Here is a 17,757-nt window from a genome sequence, read left to right as displayed (position 1 = left end):
GCGGCCACAGGCCGCCAGTTTCTCTTGCTGGAGGAAGTCCATGTCCATTCGTGCACACGTCGGCCTGCTGTTCGCAACAATCGCGACTGCCGCAGCCGCAACTCCTGATACCGTCGCCCCGAAACCCGCTGCGATCGTCGTTGACGGCGTACCGGCAATACCGCGCTCTCTCGTCGCAGCGACCCAACCCTATCTGGAATCGCGCAACGCGGGGTTCCTGGGCTGGAATCCGGCCGATCGTTCGATGCTGATCAAGACCCGCTTCGGCAACACCAATCAGCTTCATACCGTCCGTGCACCAGGAGCAATGCGGGCACAGATTTCCTTTGAAAGCGAACCCGTTCTGACGGGCGCGCTTGCACCCGGCCGCGGTGACGTGCTCGTGTTCCAGGAAGATGTTGGGGGCGCCGAATTCTACCAGTTGTTCCGGCTCGACCAAGGGCGCGCAACGCTCATCACCGATGGCAAGAGCCGCAATTGGTTTGGCAGCTGGAGTCCGGATGGACGGTATATCGGCTATTCCTCGACGCGACGAAACGGGACGGATTCAGATCTGTACATCATGGATCCGCGTGACCCGAAGACAGACCATATGGTCGCGCAACTATCAGGCGGCGGATGGAATATCGCTGACTTTTCGGAGAGCGGCGAGAAGGCGCTGGTGCTCAACCGGATGTCGGTCAATCGTGCCGACGTCTATGAGCTCGACGTGGCGAGCGGCAAGTTGACGCAGCTCAACAAAGGCAAGCCTGCGTCCTTCAGCGATATTCATTATGGCCCCGAAAACAGTGTCTGGTTGATCTCGGACGCCGGATCGGACTTTGCTCGGCTAGGGGTACTAGATCGTGTTACCGGCGCCTTTGTCGCTAGAACCAACGAGCCCAAGTGGGACGTCAGTGATTTCGCCCTCGCGCCAGATGGGAGCTTTGTTGTCTATGCGATCAACGAAGCGGGCGTCAGCCGCGTGCGCATCCTCGATCTGAAAACAGGCGCAGTGCGCCCGGTCACGGGGCTGCCGAGTGGCGTCATCCCCTATGCGATCGGCTCGGCGATCGAGGTAGCACCCTGGGGAGCGATCGGCCTCAGCATGGCGTCTGCCAAAGTGCCGGGAGACGCCTTTTCGATCGACCCCAACACGTTGGCGGTGACCCGATGGACGAACAGCGAAACCGGCGGCCTCGATCCGTCCCAGAATGTCGAACCGACGTTGGTCGAGATTAAGAGCTTCGACGGTGAGTGGATCTCAGGTTTCCTGTATCGCCCTGATCCGAAGAAGTTTCCAGGCAAGCGCCCTCTGATCATCGATATCCATGGCGGTCCCGAAGGGCAGACGCGGCCTGACTGGATCGGTGGGTTCAACTATCTGCTGAACGAGCTCGGCATCGCTCTGTTCGAGCCGAACGTTCGCGGCTCGACCGGCTACGGCAATCGCTTCGTCAACCTCGATAACGGCCCGTTCCGCCGAGAGGATAGTGTCAAAGACATCGGCGCCTTCCTCGCCGCACTGCGCAGGGACCCAACGCTCGATCCCGCGCGCTTTGCAGTCAACGGGCTCTCCTACGGCGGCTATATGTGCTACGCCACGGCAACGCATTATAGTTCGCAGCTAAAGGGCGCGAACTGCTACGTCGCCATCTCCAATTTCGTCACTTTCCTCCAGAACACGCAATCCTATCGCCGGGATCTGCGCCGGGTCGAATATGGTGACGAGCGGGATCCCGTGCAGCGCAAGAAGCTCGAAGAGATTTCGCCGTTGACGAGCGCTGACAAGATCAAGGTGCCGCTGCTGGTCGCGACCGGCGGCAACGATCCTCGCGTCCCTGCCTCCGAGGCAATGCAGATGATCAAGGCCGTGCGCGCCAATGGCGGCACCGCTTGGCATGTTCTCGCCGAGAATGAGGGCCACGTTTATCACAAGAAAGAGAATGAGGATTATTACTTCTGGGTGAGCATGCTCTTCTGGAAGGAGATGCTGTTGGGAGAAAAACCGAATTGATCACCTTCGCGCGCGCCATCGCCGTGGGTGTGGCTGCATTGGTGGCTGCGCCGGCGGCGGCGCGCGGAACAGGTCTGATCAAGGTCGATCATCACGTCCATGTACACTCGCCGGCGATCCTCGCCTTCCTCCCTGCCTATTGTTCAAGTCCGGCGAGGGCATCGAAATGTGATCCCGATTTCGCTCGGCCGTTGTCAGCGGACGATCTGCTCAAAGCCATGGATGAAGCGGGGATCGCGCGCGCCCGGATCATGTCGACCGGATATCTGGCCGAGAGCCCGATTATAGGAACGCTCGTTCCGAATCACGCTGCAATCCTGCGCAGCGCCAACAGTTTCACGGTCAAGCTCGCGCAGCTTCATCCGACGCGGTTCCAGGCCTATGTCGCGGTCAACCCCGTTTCACCGACTGCGCTAGAGGAGCTCCGTCACTGGCGTGGCAACCAGTTCGTCACGGGCCTGAAGCTCCATCTTGCCAATGCGCGCTTTGATTATGCGGACGCCCGGCAGGTCAAGATGCTGGCGGATGTGTTCCGTACCGTTGCCGGCCAGCATCTACGTATCATGATCCATATGCGCAACGCCGCAACCGGCTATGGCGCCGAAGATGTCCGCATTTTCCTGCGCGATGTCTTGCCGGCGGCACGCGGGCAGCCGGTGCAGATCGCCCATGTTGCCGGCTGGGGCGGGATCGACACTGCTACCCTGTCTGCGCTCGGAGCGTTTGCGGACGCCTGCGAAGCGGATCGAACGATTTGCCGCCGGCTTACCTTCGACCTCGCGGCATTGCGGGTTGAGACGATATCGGCCGCCGACCGAACATTGCTGGTTACGCTCATGCGTCGCATCGGGATCAGCCACTTCGTGCCCGCTTCGGACTGGCCGTTCGCGCTCGACCTGCGGGCCTATTACGCCGCGTTCGCCGCCTTGCCACTTGAACCCAAGGAGTGGCGGCGGATCTCACGCAATGTCGGTCCCTGACCCGGCCGCCACGATCATGATGTCGGATTACGACATGAGTTTCGTCTATAGCACGAGCATGGAGCGTCATGAATCAGTTGAGTGAAATGCTTCGGCGTGTTCGTCTCACGCTGCGTCGGCGCGGCGTTGCGGATCAAGACACAGAAGATTTGGTTCAGGAAGCATTTCTCAAAGTGGAACGTTACGAACAGCGTCAGGCCGTCCGCTCGCAAGAGGCGCTCCTGATGAGCACGGCGGTCAATTTGTCGATCGATGAAGCCCGTCGCAATGCGCGGGCGCCCTTCGGATCGGCGGCAAATCTCAGCGCCATCGCGGATCACGCTCCCGATCCTGAACAGGTGCTGCGGGCGCGGCAACGCCTGGTGCAGGCATCGGCTGGCTTGGAAAAATTGCCCGACCGGACGCGACGCATTCTCCTTCGGCGGAGGCTCGATGGGGTCAGTTACGCGGTCATCGCGCAAGAAGAGGGGATGAGTGTCCCCGCAGTAGAAAAACAAGTCGCTCGAGCGACATTGGAGATGATGAAGTGGATGGAGCAATGGTGACGCGCCCCTCCGGGAATCGCGAGCGCATATATGCGGAGGCGTCGGCCTGGCTGGCGCGGCTGCAGGGCCCACATCGCAGCGCCGAGACGGAAGCCGCGCTGCAGGAGTGGCTGCGCGCCGATGTAGCGCACCAGGCGGCCTTTGAGCGTGCCACCGAGCTTTGGGACATATTGCCGGGTGCCGTGGCGGTGGGGCGTCCAGTTGTCGCACCTCCGGTGACGCGTCGTCGCGTCCTGCCATATGCGCTTGCCGCGTCGCTGCTGGCTGCGATCGGTGCCGGCGTGATTTCCTATAACGGCACATTCGATCATAGCCCGGACGCCCTCTTGTCAACCGAACGTGGCCAGCAGCGCGTGACGACTTTGGGCGACGGAAGCCGTGTGGCCCTCAATACGGACAGTCACGTCACCGTGCGGTTCGCGCGCAAGGAACGCCGTATCCTGTTGAGCCAGGGTGAGGTGATGTTCGACGTGGCCCATGACGCTGCGCGTCCTTTCATCGTCAATGCGGGCAAGGAGCAGATCAGAGCACTGGGAACCGCGTTCGTGGTTCGCAAGGACGGGCCGGAGGTTCGGGTGACACTGCTGCGCGGGCGCGTGGAAGTCCGCCGTACGGGTGAAGAGCCAGAGCTGATGGCGATCTTGCAGCCGGGCGACCGCCTTTCCGTTGGCGCCGACGACCTGCCGAAGCTCGACCGTCCGTCGCTCGAGACGATAACCGCATGGCAACGCGGCGAGATATTATTCAGCGCTACACCTTTGTCGGAAGCCGTGGCGGAGGTGAACCGTTATGGCCGGCTGCAAGTGGTCGTCGCCAATCCACGGTTGGCCAGATTGCCGATCTCCGGCGTGTTTTCGACGGAGGATACCCGCGAGTTTGTCGCCGCTGTCGCCCAGCTTCACGGGCTCCGCGTGCGGCGAGAGGCTGACAGGCTGCTGATCTCCTGATGACCCGGCGCGTGCATGGTCCGCTTCGTTCGACATTCCAACAACGAGTTATTGGCGCACGCCTCCGAGGATGCAGAGATTAGAGGGGGCTGGACAATAGGAGCGGCCGCGGCTCTGCTTGCGCTGACAGCTGTTGCCGGTAGCGCGCGCGCTTCTCCACTTCCGACCGACGCCCGCCTCGATTTTGCACTGCCGCGACAGTCGCTTACCAGCTCGCTTGAAGTCGTCGCGCGCCAGGCGCATGCGAACATCTTCTTTCTTCCGGAGAGCGTGCGCGATCGGACGGCGCCGGCGCTCAAGGGGCGCTATTACGCGGGCGAGGCGGTCAAACGGCTGCTGAAAGGCTCGGGCCTCGCCGTCAGCATGACGTCGGGTGGATCCTACATTGTGGCACGCGCCGCAGCGCCTCGGCAGGCGCGGACTCCTGCGCCCAAACGACACGACTTCGACGCCGGACAATCTGGCATAAATGCTCCTGGGGCAGACAGCACGATCGTGATTACCGGGTCACGCATTGATGCTCCTGGTTTTGCAGCGCCTACTCCAACCATGCATCTGTTGGCACCGGCACTTTCTATCGGTGCACGCGAGAATATTGCCGCAGCCCTCAATGACCTTCCGCAATTTCGTGGGACGACATCTCCCCAGACTACCGGTACCAATGTGGCGAGTGGACTTGCTCCTGTGGATCTGCGCGGGCTCGGCGTCAGCCGCACGCTCGTGCTTTTGGACGGTCGGCGTTTTTCAGGCGACAATGATCTCAACAGCGTCCCCTCCATCCTGGTGAAGGCGGTCGACGTCGTGATGGGGGGCTCCTCTGCCGCGTGGGGATCAGGCGCGGTGGCAGGCGTCGTCAATATGGTCGTCGATCAAGACTTCAGTGGGGTCAAACTGGGCGTGCGCCATGGCATCTCCACCTATGGCGACGCTGCCGTACACGGGATCGATGGGGCGGTGGGCACCTCCTTTGCCGATGCAAGAGGGCATTTGGTGCTCGGCGGCGAATATGTGGCGAGCGCAGGTGTGGTGCCGAAAACCGCCCGAAGCCATGTGGGCCGATGGGCGACCGTTGCTACGTCGGACGGCGCCTTCCGCATCACACCGGATGTGGGCTTTGCCAATGCGGCCGTGGGTGGCCTGATCCTGACCGGTTCACTGGCCGGAAAAGCGTTCACACCTGAGGGTGGTTTACGCGATTTTCAGTTCGGGACGGTCGTCGGCAACGACATGATAGGAGGTGAGGGGCCTTCCAACGACACGATCAGCCCGCTCGTTGCGCCGCAGAAGCATTATAGCGGTCTTGCGCGCGCCTCCTTCCAGATTAGCAGCTGGCTGACCCTGAGCGGTGAAATCCGCCACGCGCGGGCGTGGGACGACCATGTCTGGTTCGGCGACAATAATCGGGGCAATATCAGCATCTCCGCCGACAATGCTTTTCTGTCGCCCGCCGTCCGCGCGCTGCTTTCGGCCGCGGGCGAGACCGGCTTCACCATGGGCCGTTTCAACTCGGATTTTCCTTTCCCGCGCATCGACTACCAACGCGTCGCCACCCAGGGAACACTTGCCGTTGACGGTAAGATCGGGACGCATTGGCGATGGAGCGGTTATTACAGTCACGGTGCCTATCGCAGCGACATCGACACGCCCGGCTTCGTATTAGCCAGCAATTTCGCACAGGCTGTAGATTCTGTGCTCGATCCTGTCGGCGGCCAGCCGATTTGCCGCGTGAAGCTTACGAACCCCTCCAGTCTTTGCGTTCCGATCAACCTGTTCGGTGATGGTGCGCCCTCTGCCGAGGCGCTCGCTTACATCCAGGGCTCGCCGCATCAGCGCGCGCTTTCGGCGCTCGATGTCGCCGGTGTCAGCTTGCGCGGTGAGCCCATCAGCCTTCCCGCTGGGCCGGTTTCGGTTGCCGCCGGGGGAGAGGTGCGGCGAGAGTCGATCCATCAGCACGTCGGCGCGCTTGATAGCGCCCGTGCCTTCCGCTCGTTCAACTTCGCTGCATATTCCGGAAGCTTTTTCGTCAAGGAAACGTTCGCCGAAATGCTGCTCCCAGTTACGAGCGCCAAGGCGGCGATCAGCAACATCAAGCTCGACGTCGCCGCGCGTATGCTGGACTATGATGTCACGAGTACCTCATGGTCCTGGAAAATCGGCGTGACCGGCGACGTGGCGCCTGGGCTTGCCGCCCGCCTTTCGCGCTCGCGCGACATACGATCGCCCAACCTAAGTGAATTATTTACGCAGGCGACTATCGGATACAACACGATCACGGACCCGCTGAAGGGGACAAGCGTGTACGTGCAGAATGTCGGCGGCGGCAATCGATCCCTGCGACCGGAGACGGCCGATACCGTCACGCTTGGCATGGCGCTGACGCCGCGTGGCGCAAATCTCCGACTGTCGCTCGATTATTACAAAATCCGGGTGCGGGACGTCATTTCAACCCTATCGCCTCAGGATCTCGTGACACGCTGCTTCGATGGAGCACATGACCTCTGCACGCGTGTCGTCCGCGACGCGGCAGGCAATGTCATCCAGACGAATGCATCCTATCTAAACCTGTCACAATATCGCACCGAGGGTATCGATGCCGAGTTGAGCGCCACGATGCCGCTGCGGGAGATCACCTCGCTGCCGGGCGATCTAACATTGCGGATGTCGGCCAATTGGGTCGACAAATTCGTGATCGACGATGGCGTCAGCCGGTTCGATTATGCCGGATCGCAGGGAAATGCCTTCAATCCTGGCGTGCCGCACCTGCGCGCGAGCATGATCGTCGGTTATGCTCTGGATGATTTCTCGGCGCGGGTCCGCATGCGTTATCTTGCAGCCGGCAGCTACAACAAGCTGGTGAACATCATCAACAATGCAATCCCCGCATATTCCTATCTCGACTGCGAAATAACCAAGGAGATCATGGCGAGGCGGGGATGGAGCGGATTGGAGTTGTCGCTCAACATAGCGAACATGCTCAACAAGAAGCCCCCTCCGCAATCGCTGTACTCGCCTTATTATGACGTCGTAGGGAGATTTATGACAGTGGGCCTGCGCATTCACCTTTAATACCGCTGCCACGCGTTCGGCGCTAGGAGTCCCGTTCTAGCATCGGCGTCGTGAGACCATGCAATATTCGAGTAGACTTATAGTTGGGCGCAGCCGCCGTACCCGCTCAGCTCCTGTTGTGACGCGAGTGCAAGCGCTGGCATCGCGCAGCGGAACGCCCCCCCCTGCAGTGCAGTCATTACGGAGAAATCGCTCATTTCCCATTCCTGAGAACACCAGAGGCTGCCGCTGCCTGTTGCCCGCCAAGATCGGCCACCAACGAGGTCGCCGGCAACCTCAAGCGCCTGAGCCTCGAACTCGGCGGCCATTCACCGTTCATCGTCATGGCCGACGCCGATGTCGAGGCGGCGGCCAGCGCGGCGCTGCGGCGATCCTTCTCCAACATGGGACAGATCTGCATCGCGGTAAACCGTATCCTCGTTCAGCGCGCGGTGCATGGCCGCTTCGTCGAGGCGCTGGCGGCGCTGACCGACGCCATCCGCCTGGGTCACGGGCTCGACCCGGCTATCGCCTACGGCCCCGTCCTCAACCCGAGCGTGATCGACCGGACCGAGGCGCATATTGCCGATGCGATATCCAAGGGCGGGCGGGTGGTCGCGGGTGGCGGTCGCGAAACAGTGGACGGCCTGGAAGGCGGTTATTTCTTCCGGCCGACCTTGATCGACGAGACGCCGCTCGACAGCTTGCCGATGTCCGTCGAAAGCTTCGGGCCGCTCGCGGCGGTCCGCAGCTTCGATACGGTCGATGAAATGCTGACGATCGCCAATGGCCTCGATTATGGGCTGGCGGCCTATCTCTATACCGAGGATCTGGAACGCGGCTGGCGGATCGCGGAGGAACTGGAATTCGGGATGATTGGTCTCAACGTGAACGACACGTCCGAATTGCAGGCGCCGTTCGGAGGCTGCAAGCTGAGCGGCATGGGTCGCGAGCTCGGACCCGAAGGGCTGGCCGCCTATCTTGAGCCGAAGCTTATCCGAATGCGTCTGCAGTCCCTTTCATAGGGCTAGACGATCGGGGCATGAGCGGGGAGTAGCTCCCGAGAGATGGCGCGCTTCCGCGACGGCTGCATGCCGCTTCGCCATCTTCGCTGCATCAGTAACCAGGTTTCGCGGATAGTTTCGCCACCCAGATAGATCATGCGCCGCACGTGGGCTGTCCTCGCAATTTGCGTGTCAGAACGCGCGGTCGTGCTTTCCGGAGAGCACCGGAGCATGGTTAATGCGGGGAGCAGCGACATCTCAAACCGCGAAAGCCCCCGCGACCGCCCGTCAAGATCCATCATCCTCTCTCGGCTGCGGCGAGCGCGCGTGAGGCCAGTTCCGACAGCGAAAATGGCAGCATCGGTTCGGACTGGACCGTTTCACTTGGCCGTTCCAAGGCACGCTGGACGCCGATCACAACTCTGATGGATGCGAAGCTTTCCTCGATCGTCGCAGCAATGCGCCGCATCCGTGCTGACCCGCGCTGATCGAAAAGGCCGAGCAGGCAGATGATCTCCGCCTCTCCCGGCTTCAGCGTCCCAGTGAGGTGTCTCAACTGATCGCGCGAGTGCTCGCTGACTGTGCAGCCGGCGCGGCGTAGCAACTGTGCGGTCATCATCGCCACTGCCGGGTCGAGCGGACCATGTCCGGGCACACAAATCAGATGGCAGCCACGCAGCTCCGCCCATATTGCGTGACCTCCATCGGACGCGGCGTCCGCCGCGATATCTTCATGATCGGCCAGCGTGGCGATCATCTCTGTCGCTGCTTCGCAGATCGCAGGCATCGCCGAGCGTGGGACAGCGCCCCGATCGACATCTGCCGCCGCCAGCCGCAAGCCAGCGATCACGACCTCGTCGTAAAAGGTGGCGAGCGGCATGTTCTCGAGCAGATCTTCGGCTTGGTCGATCGCATCCTCCGCATGGCCAGCCAGCGCACGCTGATAAAAGGTTTCGGCAGGGGTGAGGGCGGGCCGATCCCCAAGCAGGATGTCGAACATCTCAAATGCCGGTAAATGACGGCCAAGCACGACCAGCATGAGGGTGAGCGGCATCGACAGAACCAAGCCGATCGGACCCCAGATCCAGGTCCAGAACAAGGCCGCTACGACCACCGACACCGGCGAAAGACCGGTTGAATGACCATAAAGCAGGGGTTCGATGACGTAGCCTATGATCGGCTCGACGATCAGGAACAGCAAGGTTACCCACAGAAGCAGGCTCCAGCCGGGATCGATTGCCGCCGCTAGGCCTAGCGGGCCGACCGCGGCAACGAGACTGCCGACATAGGGCACGAAGCGGAGCAGCCCGGCCAAGATCCCCCAGAGCCCCGGAGATGGCACTCCGAGGGCGAACAATCCGCCCCAGATGATCGCGCCGAATCCGCAGTTAACCACGAACTGCGACAGAAAATAGCGGCTCAGACGCTGCGCCGCGTCCGTCAACGCGATGGTGGATCGATGCAGATCGGCGGAGCCCATGAGCCGAATGAGCCGATCGCGCAGGTCTTCTTTCTGAAAGAGGATGAAGATCGTCACCACCATCACGATCAAGGCGGTCTCGATAGGGGCCAGCGCCGGGAGAATGATGTTGCGGATCTCCGCGATCGCGGTGGGTGGCGGCTCGTGGACCTCTACCGGGATCGCATTGCCAGCTGGTCGGCTGGATAGTTGCTGCAGGCCCTGCTCGCGGGCGCGCTGTGCCTTACGATGCCCACTGCTGCCATTGCCGCGTTCCCGTGTAAGGAAACTGAGCCTCTGTTCGATATTTGCCCGCGCGCTGGCCACCTTTTCGGAAATCTGTTCAGCATAGGCAGGCGCATCTTCGCTGAGCGTCGACGCCTGGCTGACGATCACCGCGCCCGTGAGGCCTACACCGCCGAGGCCGAGCCCCACCGCGAGCAGGACGGACAGGGTGCGGGGCAAGTGCAGCCGACGAAAAGCCCCGACGACGGGCGCGAGCAGGAAAGACAGCAATATGGCAAGCGCGAGCGGTATCAGGACAGTCCGGCCGAAATAGAGCCAGCAGGCCACTATCGTGCCGATCATCCACGGTACGAGCGAGCCGATTTCAGACAGTGGCCGACGGCGTTTGATCGAAAGGGCGGGGTCGCTCTTACGATCAGGCGCCGTCACCATATTTTGCCCATCCTCCCCGCAGTAATCATCACCAGGACCACGCTTACTCGGAGGCAGTTATACCCACTTTGGGAAGTCCGGATAGAAGATAGACATGGAATGCAACTCAGCTGCTCGCCAACCCGGCGCCCCTTACGTGCGTGCGATCGCGCAGGTTGCGATGGAGATAGCGTGCGACTTTGGCACGCGGCGGCTCGTTACTGAAGCGCTCTCCGCTGAAATGTCTCCTACGACGGCGGCAATCGGTGCTTTAAGGCTCCGGTGCATTGAGCCGCACATCAATGTCCGGCATCCGGTACCCCAGGATCGGAGCAACGCGTCGGACAAGTGTCTCCCACTCCTGGCGTGCAGCGATATAAGCCTCAGCACCCTCTGCCTGCACTGCGATCCCGGCTCTGGCAAGAGTGCGGGTTGTGGCAAGGTAGCTTTGGCGGAGGCACCAGGCTTCGGCGGCACCGTCGGCGCGATCGCCCGTGGTCGGGAAACTGGAATTGAGTGTATCTAGCAGCATCCGAGCGCCCCGGTGGATGGAGGCGACCTGGGCAGACTTTGCAAGAGCGCTGTAGCGCCGGCGGTCGAGCGCGGTTTCGATGAGCGTGGTCACATCGAGAAGGATAAAAGTGAAGCGCGAGACGGCGTAGAGCGGCTCTTCGAAACGAAAATAGAAGAGCAGGGGATAGAAATGGTGCGCCTCCTTTGTCGCCGCGAGGGAGCGGATGAGGTTGCCCAGCTCGCTGGTCGCGTCGCTGCCCTCGCCATCGGGCATGAGCCGCGCCAGCATCACCGCCGCGTCGCCAGAGCCTTCGCTCATCAAGTCCACCGCCAGCGCCAGAGCGTTGCGCTCCCGGAGGCTGGCATAGACCTGGACGAGGTAGCTCAGCACCAGTGACAGCACGGATGCGCCGATCAGCGAGTTCATGAGGAAGAGGAGGCGCGTCGCGGTCGTGTGGGGTGCGTAATCGCCGCTGCCCACGATCGACAGGCTGTTGCCCGCGACGAGAAGCGACGTCACGAAATCGGTCGACGCCGCGCCATTCGACGGGCGGATCGCGGTGCCGAGCTCGGGCTGTACGATCAGCGCCGCGCCAAGCGCCAGGCCGATCGCCCAGAAACCGATGAGGGAGACGACGATGATCGGGCCGGCCAGAGAAAGTATCGTGCCGCGGCGCGTTCCTGACCGGTTGGCGATGCCGTGCAGCACCGCCCACATCGCGCGGTTCCAGCGCGGCGCGAGCAGCCCCGTGCCGGCCCGGGCGTAGAGAATGGTCAGGAAGATGTCCGCGAGGAACAGCAGCATCAGCGCCGCGCCGAGACACTGTTCAAGCGTCATGATGAGCTCCATGCCCGCCCCGCTCAAGGCATGAATACGGCCCGCACGCAGCCATCCTCCTTGTGCTTGAACATGTGATATCCCTTCGGACCGTCTTCCAACGAGAAACGGTGCGTCGCCAGCGCGGCAGGGGTAAGCTCGCCGCGCAGGGCGTGGTCCAGAAGGCGCGGGACATAGGCCTGGCCATGTTGCTGCGCGGTTCGCACCGTCACACCCTTGTTCATGAGCAGCCCGAGCGGAACCTTGTCCATCAGCCCGTAGACGCCGAGGATCGACAGCGTGCCGCCCTTGCGCACGGCAAACATGGCCTGGCGCAGCGCCGTGCCGCGATCCGTTTCCAGATAGAGGGCCTGCTTCACGCGGTCATAGGCATGTTGGAGGCCGGTGCCGCTCGCCTCCATTCCGACCGCGTCGATGCAGGCATCGGGGCCGCGCCCTCCCGTCAATTCCTGCAGCGCCTCGATCACGTCCACTTTGGTGAAGTCCAGCGTGGTGGCGCCGAACGCCCGCGCCTGGGCGAGCCGCTCCGGATAGTGATCGATCGCGATCACGCGTTCGGCGCCGAGGATCATCGCGCTTTGCTGCGCCATAAGGCCAACGCCGCCGCAGCCCCAAACGGCGACGACGTCGCCCCGCTGGATGTTGCAGAAGTCAGCGCCCATGAAGCCGGTGGGCGCGGCGTCCGAGATGAACAAGGCGTCCTCGTCGGGAAGGCCATCCGGTACCACGAAGCAGTCCGTGTCGGCGAACGGCACGCGGACATATTCGGCGTGCGAGCCCGCATATCCGCCAAAGGCGTGAGAGTAAGCGTAGATGCCGGCGGTGGGATAGCCCAGCAGCGGCTCCTGCAGTTCCGGCTTGGGATGGCTGGTGTCGCAGAGCGAGTAGAGATCGTGCTGGCAGTACCAGCATTGTCCGCAGGCAATGAAGGACGGGACGACGACCCGATCGCCGCGCTTCACCTTGGTGACCTCACGGCCGACGTCGACGATCTCGCCCATGAACTCGTGCCCCAGGACGTCGCCCGCGCGCATCGTCGGGATCAGGCCGTCGAGGAGGTGCAGGTCGGACCCGCAGGTCGTGGAAAGACGCACCTTCAGGATGACGTCCTTCGGATTCAGGATTTCAGGGTCGGCGACCGTTTCGACGCGAAGGTCGTTGACGCCATTCCAGCACAGTGCGCGCATGGCATTGCTCCTATCGGTCGGCCCCGCCGCGGCGGGGCGCCGGCTGCGGTTCGGTGGTGGGAATCTCGCCCGTCAGCGCAAGCGCCCGGAACTTGTAGAGCGCCTTCCGCACAATCTCGGCCGGAACGATGTGGAAGAGCTTGCTGACGGCCTCACCGACGGCTCCGCCGGGCGGATCGAACCCTATCTTGAGATGAAGCTCGGTGCCGCGATCGCCCGGCGCCGGCCGGAAGGTCAGCGTGCCGGCGTTCGGCACATCGGCGCCGTCCAGGGACGACCAGCGGATCTCGTCCGAGCCGGTTTCTTCCAATCTGGTACGCCATCGATATTCGCCCCGGCCGGGCCGCGGGCGACCCAGTCGGCGGTGCGATCATCAAGCGGGGCCACATCCGCGAAATGCGTCCAGATCTGCGATTGCGTCTCCGAAGCGAGCCAGAGCGCACGAAGCTCGTCGGCCGATCGTCCGATCGTGACCGCAGCATGGGTGGCGGCGTCGAGCCCTGTTTCCGCGGCTGGGGCGTTCATGACGCGAGTGCCGGAACTGCATCCGCGACCTGGCCTTCCGCCCGATAATCCGGAGGGATCTCAAAGTCGCGACGGGCGAGGCCGCGGGATGCTTGGGTGCCGCGTGGCAAACCCGACCGATCCGAGTAATCGTGATCGGCGCTGCTCGGGTCGCGGCGGTGCGCAGCCTTGACGCCGGCATAGGCAGCAAGGTCGAGCAAGGTTATCCCCGCCACCATGGCAGTGGCGATCGCGGCGTTGCGGCGCTTGGGATTGTCACGATGCAGGGCGGTCGCAAGCGTGGCCAAGTCGAGCGCGTCGCCGCCGATCCGTGTGGCAAGGCCGATGGGCTTGTCGACCGATAAGGTCGGCACCGCACTGGCAAGCTCCCGCGCGCCGTAGGCCCGGATCAAGCCTTCCTTGTCGTCGAGACCCAACGTGCGGGCGAGCTTCCCCGGCGCCACCAACTCGGTGATGCCGAGGCCGATGGAGAACCAGCCGAGCGCCCGTGCGAGCCGGTCGGCACCGCTGAGCGAGCTGGGCCCCTTGCGCTCGATCCGGGGATCCCCTTCCGAGCGCGTGATTCCGGTGAGATTGGTGAGTGGCATCGATGCTTCCTTCAGGGCTGGAGCATGACCTTGATGCAGCCGTCCGCCTTGTCGCGGAACGTGGCGTACATCTCGGGACCTTGGGAAAGGTTGACCTTGTGGGTGATGACGAACGAGGGATCGATCTGATCATCCTCGATCCGGCGAAGGAGGTCGCCCGTCCAGCGGGGGACATGGGCCTGCGCCATTCGGAAGGTCAGGCCCTTGTTCATCGCCTGACCCATCGGGATCTTGTCGACCAAGCCGAGATAGACCCCGATGATCGAGATGACGCCCGCCGGGCGGCAGACGTAGATCATCTCCCGCAACACGTGCGGCCGGTCATTTTCCATCATCAGCATCTGCTTGGCGCGGTCGAGCACCGTGTCCGGTTGGCCGAAGCTGACATGGCTCTCTGTGCCGACCGCATCGATGCATTTGTGCGGACCAAGGCCGCCGGTGTGCTCGTTCAACCGCTCGACGACGCTTTCTTCCTTGAAGTTGATGACTGTCGCCCCCGCGGCTGCCGCCATGGACAGTCGTTCCGGAAGATAGTCGATCGCGATCACCTGCTCGGCGCCAAGCAGGATAGCGGAGCGGATCGTCATCTGGCCGACCGGGCCACAGCCCCAGATCGCGACCGTGTCCCCTGGTTGGATGTCCGCCTGGACCGCCGCCTGCCAACCAGTGGGCAAGATGTCCGATAGGAACAGCAACTTCTCGTCGTCGATGCCGTCGGGCACCTTGATGTGCGTGGTATCGGCGAAGGGAACGCGCAGATATTCGGCCTGGCCGCCCGGATAGCCACCGGTCAGATGGGTATATCCGAATAGACCGGCCGTCCTGTGCCCGAAGGCTTTATCGCCCAGCTCACCCTTACGATTGGTCCGCTGACAGACAGAGAAGTTGCCGCGACGGCACTGGTCGCATTCTCCGCACTGGATCGTGAACGGGATGACGACGCGGTCGCCCTTCTTGAGCGATCCCTTCGCCGCATTACCAACCTCGACGACTTCGCCCATCGTCTCGTGCCCCATGATATCGCCGGGCAGCATTGCGGGAACGAGATTGTGGAAGAGGTGAAGATCCGAGCCGCAAATCGCGCAACTCGTAACCTTGATTATGGCGTCACGAGCATCTTCGATCGCAGGGTCGGACACCGTGTCGTATCGGATGTCCTCCTTGCCGTGCCAGACTAGGGCTTTCATGCCGGTCTCCTGCATTGGATGGGGACGACGTAAGTTTCGTCTCAGGACGGGCACATACGGGCGATCCCTAAGGAACCTTACCCTCTCACGGGGATTGCCGGACATGCCGGCAAGCATTGTGGGGCCGGGGCAGCGTGACTGAAAAATTATCCGTTGCAGCGCGAGAGATTACAGAACTCGCCGCGGAGAAATTACTGACGAGTCAGGCGCGTTTCCTTGATGAAAACCTGTCGTCGCTCCCGGACTATGTGTACACGTTCGACCGGCAGCGCCGCTTCGCCTACGCGAACCCGGCGATGCTCGCCTTCCTTGGGCTCTCGGCAGATGAGATACTTGGCAAGTCTTTCGCCGACCTGGACTACCCGCCGGACCTGGCTCGTCGTCTCAACGCGCAGATCGACCGGATCTTCGCTGAGGGCGTAACCGTCGAGGACGAGGCGTTCTTCCAAAGTCCCACCGGCCGCGCCGCCGATTTCGCCTATTTATGGGGCCCCATCCGCGCCGAGGACGGCTCGATCGAATTGGTGGTCGGGGTTGCGCGCGGCACCAGCGATCGGCGGGCATTTGAAGACGCTTTACGATCGAGCGAGGCGCGCCTGCGCGCGGCGACCGAGCTGGTTGGCATAGGCATCTACTCCTGGGACCCGGTTGCCAATTCGCTGGAATGGGACGCGCGGTTACGGGCAATGTGGGGACTGGCGCCCGATGCGCCTGTCGATACCGGAGTCTTCGAGGCCGGCATCCATCCAGAGGATCGTGAGAGGGTCCGCGACGCGATCGCCCGCTGCGTCGATCCCACTGGAGACGGCAGTTACAATGTCGAATATCGCGTGATCGGGCGAGACGACGGGATCGTGCGCCGCATCGCCACCTCCGGCCGAACCAGTTTTGCCGAGGGGCGTCCGACCGGGTTTATCGGCGCGGCGATCGACGTGACGGCTCAGTACCAGAGAGAAGCTGCCATTCGCGCAAGCGAGGCGCAATTTCGCAGCTTCGCAGCGCACAGCAGCAACCTGATCTGGATTGGCGATCCATCGTCAAACACGATCGTTTACCGGAGCGCCGCCTATGAACGGATCTGGGGCGTGCCGTGCCATGCCGCAGCGAACGGCTTCGCGGCGTGGCTTGAGGACGTTCACCCCGATGACCGTCAACAAGTCGACCACGCCTTAGCCGCCGTCAAGGCAGGCGAGGTCAGGCAATTCGAGTATAAGATCGTTCGCCCCGGCGATGGGGCTATCCGCTGGCTGCGCGACACCAGCTTTCCCATCTTTGATGGAGCAGGCGTTGTGACGCGGATTGGCGGAATTACTGAAGATCTCACGCAAGAGGAGGTCCGACACGTCTATATCGTGAGCGGCAAGGCTGCCGAGGCCCGTAAGCTGAGCGCGTTGGTTCGCGCCATTGGTTGTCGCGCCCGCACGTTTGAAAGCGGCGCGACCTTTCTTGATCTCGCGCCTATACTCTCTTCGGGCTGCGTCCTGCTCGACCTGCGCAAGAGGAGGGAGGAAGCGCTGTGCGTACCACGCGAGCTCAGGGCGCTATCAATCTCTATACCCACTATCGCACTGGATGCCCCGGGCGCCGACATCTCGTACGCCGTCGCTGCCATGAAGGCCGGCGCCGTCGACTATATCATTGCCGGAGACGAAGCCTCGATGCGCGCAAGCATCGCCGGCGCAGTCGCGGAGTGTCAGGGATCCACGCGCATTTCGACGCGAGACGACAATGCGAGCGCGCGCATCGCGCGGCTGACCCCACGCGAACGGGAAGTACTTATCGGCCTGATTGATGGCGGAACCAACAAGGTGATCGGTCAAAGGCTGGGCATCAGCCCCCGCACGGTTGAACTCCACCGTGCCCAAGTGATGAACCGGCTGAATGCAAGCGGCCTTGCCGAACTTCTTCAGATCGCGCTCGCCGCCGGGATCATGCCGTCGGCCGGAGATGCCGGCGAACAGCGGGTGGGCAGCTAGGGAAACGAGGCATCAGGAACGAGTTTGAGGCGGATCGCGCAACAGCGGTAGGTGACCAGTCGCCTTGGTGAACCGGCGTCGATTTTTTTGCGTTAAGCTGTGAGACCTTCTTCCTCTCCCGTGCACTAACTTACCGTGCAGGTCGAAAAGCTCGCGATGGACGCAATCGTCTTCTGTTCAGAACCTGAGGCGGGGCAGGTCATGACGATCTACACCGCGGCTAGATGGGAGCCTGCCTTGGAGGCTAAGCCTTGGCGCGGTGCTGTGGCCGTGTTCGGAGAAGCTCGCACGAGCGAGACTTTGTTCTGAAC

At 62.5% G+C, this 17,757-nt stretch carries 13 protein-coding genes; 7 read left to right on the top strand and 6 right to left on the bottom strand.

Going from position 1 to position 17,757, the window contains the following annotated elements:
• Nucleotides 1-40: 40 nt before the first annotated feature.
• The 6 genes from ACOJSI_RS19050 to ACOJSI_RS19025 all read left to right on the top strand — a co-directional run bounded on the left by ACOJSI_RS19050 (nt 41) and on the right by ACOJSI_RS19025 (nt 8,538).
• A complete protein-coding gene (locus ACOJSI_RS19050) occupies nt 41-1,996 on the top strand; it encodes a prolyl oligopeptidase family serine peptidase (RefSeq protein ID WP_420139898.1) in 1,956 nt (651 codons plus the stop codon).
• The gene (locus ACOJSI_RS19045; protein WP_420139897.1) at nt 1,993-2,976 is read left to right on the top strand and encodes an amidohydrolase family protein; all 984 of its coding nucleotides are present in this window, start codon (nt 1,993-1,995) and stop codon (nt 2,974-2,976) included. The genes ACOJSI_RS19050 and ACOJSI_RS19045 overlap by 4 nt, the downstream gene beginning before the upstream one ends.
• A 68-nt stretch (nt 2,977-3,044) precedes the next feature.
• Nucleotides 3,045-3,521 carry an RNA polymerase sigma factor gene (locus ACOJSI_RS19040; RefSeq protein ID WP_420139896.1) on the top strand — a complete coding sequence of 159 codons (477 nt, stop codon included), beginning with the start codon at nt 3,045-3,047 and terminating at the stop codon, nt 3,519-3,521.
• A complete protein-coding gene (locus ACOJSI_RS19035) occupies nt 3,518-4,468 on the top strand; it encodes a FecR family protein (protein WP_420139895.1) in 951 nt (316 codons plus the stop codon). The genes ACOJSI_RS19040 and ACOJSI_RS19035 overlap by 4 nt, the downstream gene beginning before the upstream one ends.
• Nucleotides 4,469-5,026: 558 nt before the next feature.
• On the top strand, nt 5,027-7,534 hold the full coding sequence (locus ACOJSI_RS19030; protein ID WP_420139894.1) for a TonB-dependent receptor domain-containing protein: 2,508 nt from the start codon (nt 5,027-5,029) through the stop codon (nt 7,532-7,534).
• Nucleotides 7,535-7,698: 164 nt separating this feature from the next.
• On the top strand, nt 7,699-8,538 hold the full coding sequence (locus tag ACOJSI_RS19025; RefSeq protein WP_420139944.1) for an aldehyde dehydrogenase family protein: 840 nt from the start codon (nt 7,699-7,701) through the stop codon (nt 8,536-8,538).
• Nucleotides 8,539-8,815: 277 nt separating this feature from the next.
• Here the strand turns inward: ACOJSI_RS19025 and ACOJSI_RS19020 are convergent, their stop codons facing one another.
• From ACOJSI_RS19020 to ACOJSI_RS18995, 6 genes are all read right to left on the bottom strand, one after another.
• Nucleotides 8,816-10,654: an AI-2E family transporter gene (locus ACOJSI_RS19020; protein ID WP_420139893.1), complete on the bottom strand. Its 1,839-nt coding sequence runs from the start codon at nt 10,652-10,654 to the stop codon at nt 8,816-8,818.
• Between the two features lie 250 nt (nt 10,655-10,904).
• The gene (locus tag ACOJSI_RS19015) at nt 10,905-11,996 is read right to left on the bottom strand and encodes an ion channel (protein ID WP_420139892.1); all 1,092 of its coding nucleotides are present in this window, start codon (nt 11,994-11,996) and stop codon (nt 10,905-10,907) included.
• Between the two features lie 11 nt (nt 11,997-12,007).
• Nucleotides 12,008-13,171: a zinc-dependent alcohol dehydrogenase gene (locus ACOJSI_RS19010; protein WP_420139891.1), complete on the bottom strand. Its 1,164-nt coding sequence runs from the start codon at nt 13,169-13,171 to the stop codon at nt 12,008-12,010.
• A 10-nt stretch (nt 13,172-13,181) separates the two neighbouring features.
• Nucleotides 13,182-13,481: a hypothetical protein gene (locus ACOJSI_RS19005; protein WP_420139890.1), complete on the bottom strand. Its 300-nt coding sequence runs from the start codon at nt 13,479-13,481 to the stop codon at nt 13,182-13,184.
• A gap of 211 nt (nt 13,482-13,692) precedes the next feature.
• Nucleotides 13,693-14,283, bottom strand: coding sequence for a hypothetical protein (locus tag ACOJSI_RS19000; RefSeq protein ID WP_420139889.1), 591 nt, complete (start codon nt 14,281-14,283; stop codon nt 13,693-13,695).
• A gap of 11 nt (nt 14,284-14,294) precedes the next feature.
• Nucleotides 14,295-15,470 carry a zinc-dependent alcohol dehydrogenase gene (locus tag ACOJSI_RS18995; RefSeq protein ID WP_420139888.1) on the bottom strand — a complete coding sequence of 392 codons (1,176 nt, stop codon included), beginning with the start codon at nt 15,468-15,470 and terminating at the stop codon, nt 14,295-14,297.
• A 134-nt stretch (nt 15,471-15,604) separates the two neighbouring features.
• Between ACOJSI_RS18995 and ACOJSI_RS18990 the strand changes: the two genes are divergently transcribed.
• Nucleotides 15,605-17,446: a PAS domain S-box protein gene (locus ACOJSI_RS18990; RefSeq protein WP_420139887.1), complete on the top strand. Its 1,842-nt coding sequence runs from the start codon at nt 15,605-15,607 to the stop codon at nt 17,444-17,446.
• Nucleotides 17,447-17,757: the final 311 nt, after the last annotated feature.

The sequence above is a fragment of the Sphingomonas sp. genome, assembly GCF_048595155.1.
In the GTDB taxonomy this organism is placed as follows: Bacteria; Pseudomonadota; Alphaproteobacteria; order Sphingomonadales; family Sphingomonadaceae; genus Sphingomonas_I.
The sequence above is the reverse complement of the archived record's forward strand: the minus strand, read 5'-3'. Positions and strand labels throughout refer to the sequence as shown.

What these genes read in the sequence shown, in the direction of transcription:
- ACOJSI_RS19040 (WP_420139896.1), top strand. Translation starts at nt 3,045, where the DNA reads ATGAATCAGTTGAGTGAAATGCTTCGGCGTGTTCGTCTCACGCTGCGT.
- ACOJSI_RS19050 (WP_420139898.1), top strand. Translation starts at nt 41, where the DNA reads ATGTCCATTCGTGCACACGTCGGCCTGCTGTTCGCAACAATCGCGACT.
- ACOJSI_RS19020 (WP_420139893.1), bottom strand. Translation starts at nt 10,654, where the DNA reads ATGGTGACGGCGCCTGATCGTAAGAGCGACCCCGCCCTTTCGATCAAA.
- ACOJSI_RS19010 (WP_420139891.1), bottom strand. Translation starts at nt 13,171, where the DNA reads ATGCGCGCACTGTGCTGGAATGGCGTCAACGACCTTCGCGTCGAAACG.
- ACOJSI_RS19000 (WP_420139889.1), bottom strand. Translation starts at nt 14,283, where the DNA reads ATGCCACTCACCAATCTCACCGGAATCACGCGCTCGGAAGGGGATCCC.
- ACOJSI_RS19015 (WP_420139892.1), bottom strand. Translation starts at nt 11,996, where the DNA reads ATGGAGCTCATCATGACGCTTGAACAGTGTCTCGGCGCGGCGCTGATG.
- ACOJSI_RS18995 (WP_420139888.1), bottom strand. Translation starts at nt 15,470, where the DNA reads ATGAAAGCCCTAGTCTGGCACGGCAAGGAGGACATCCGATACGACACG.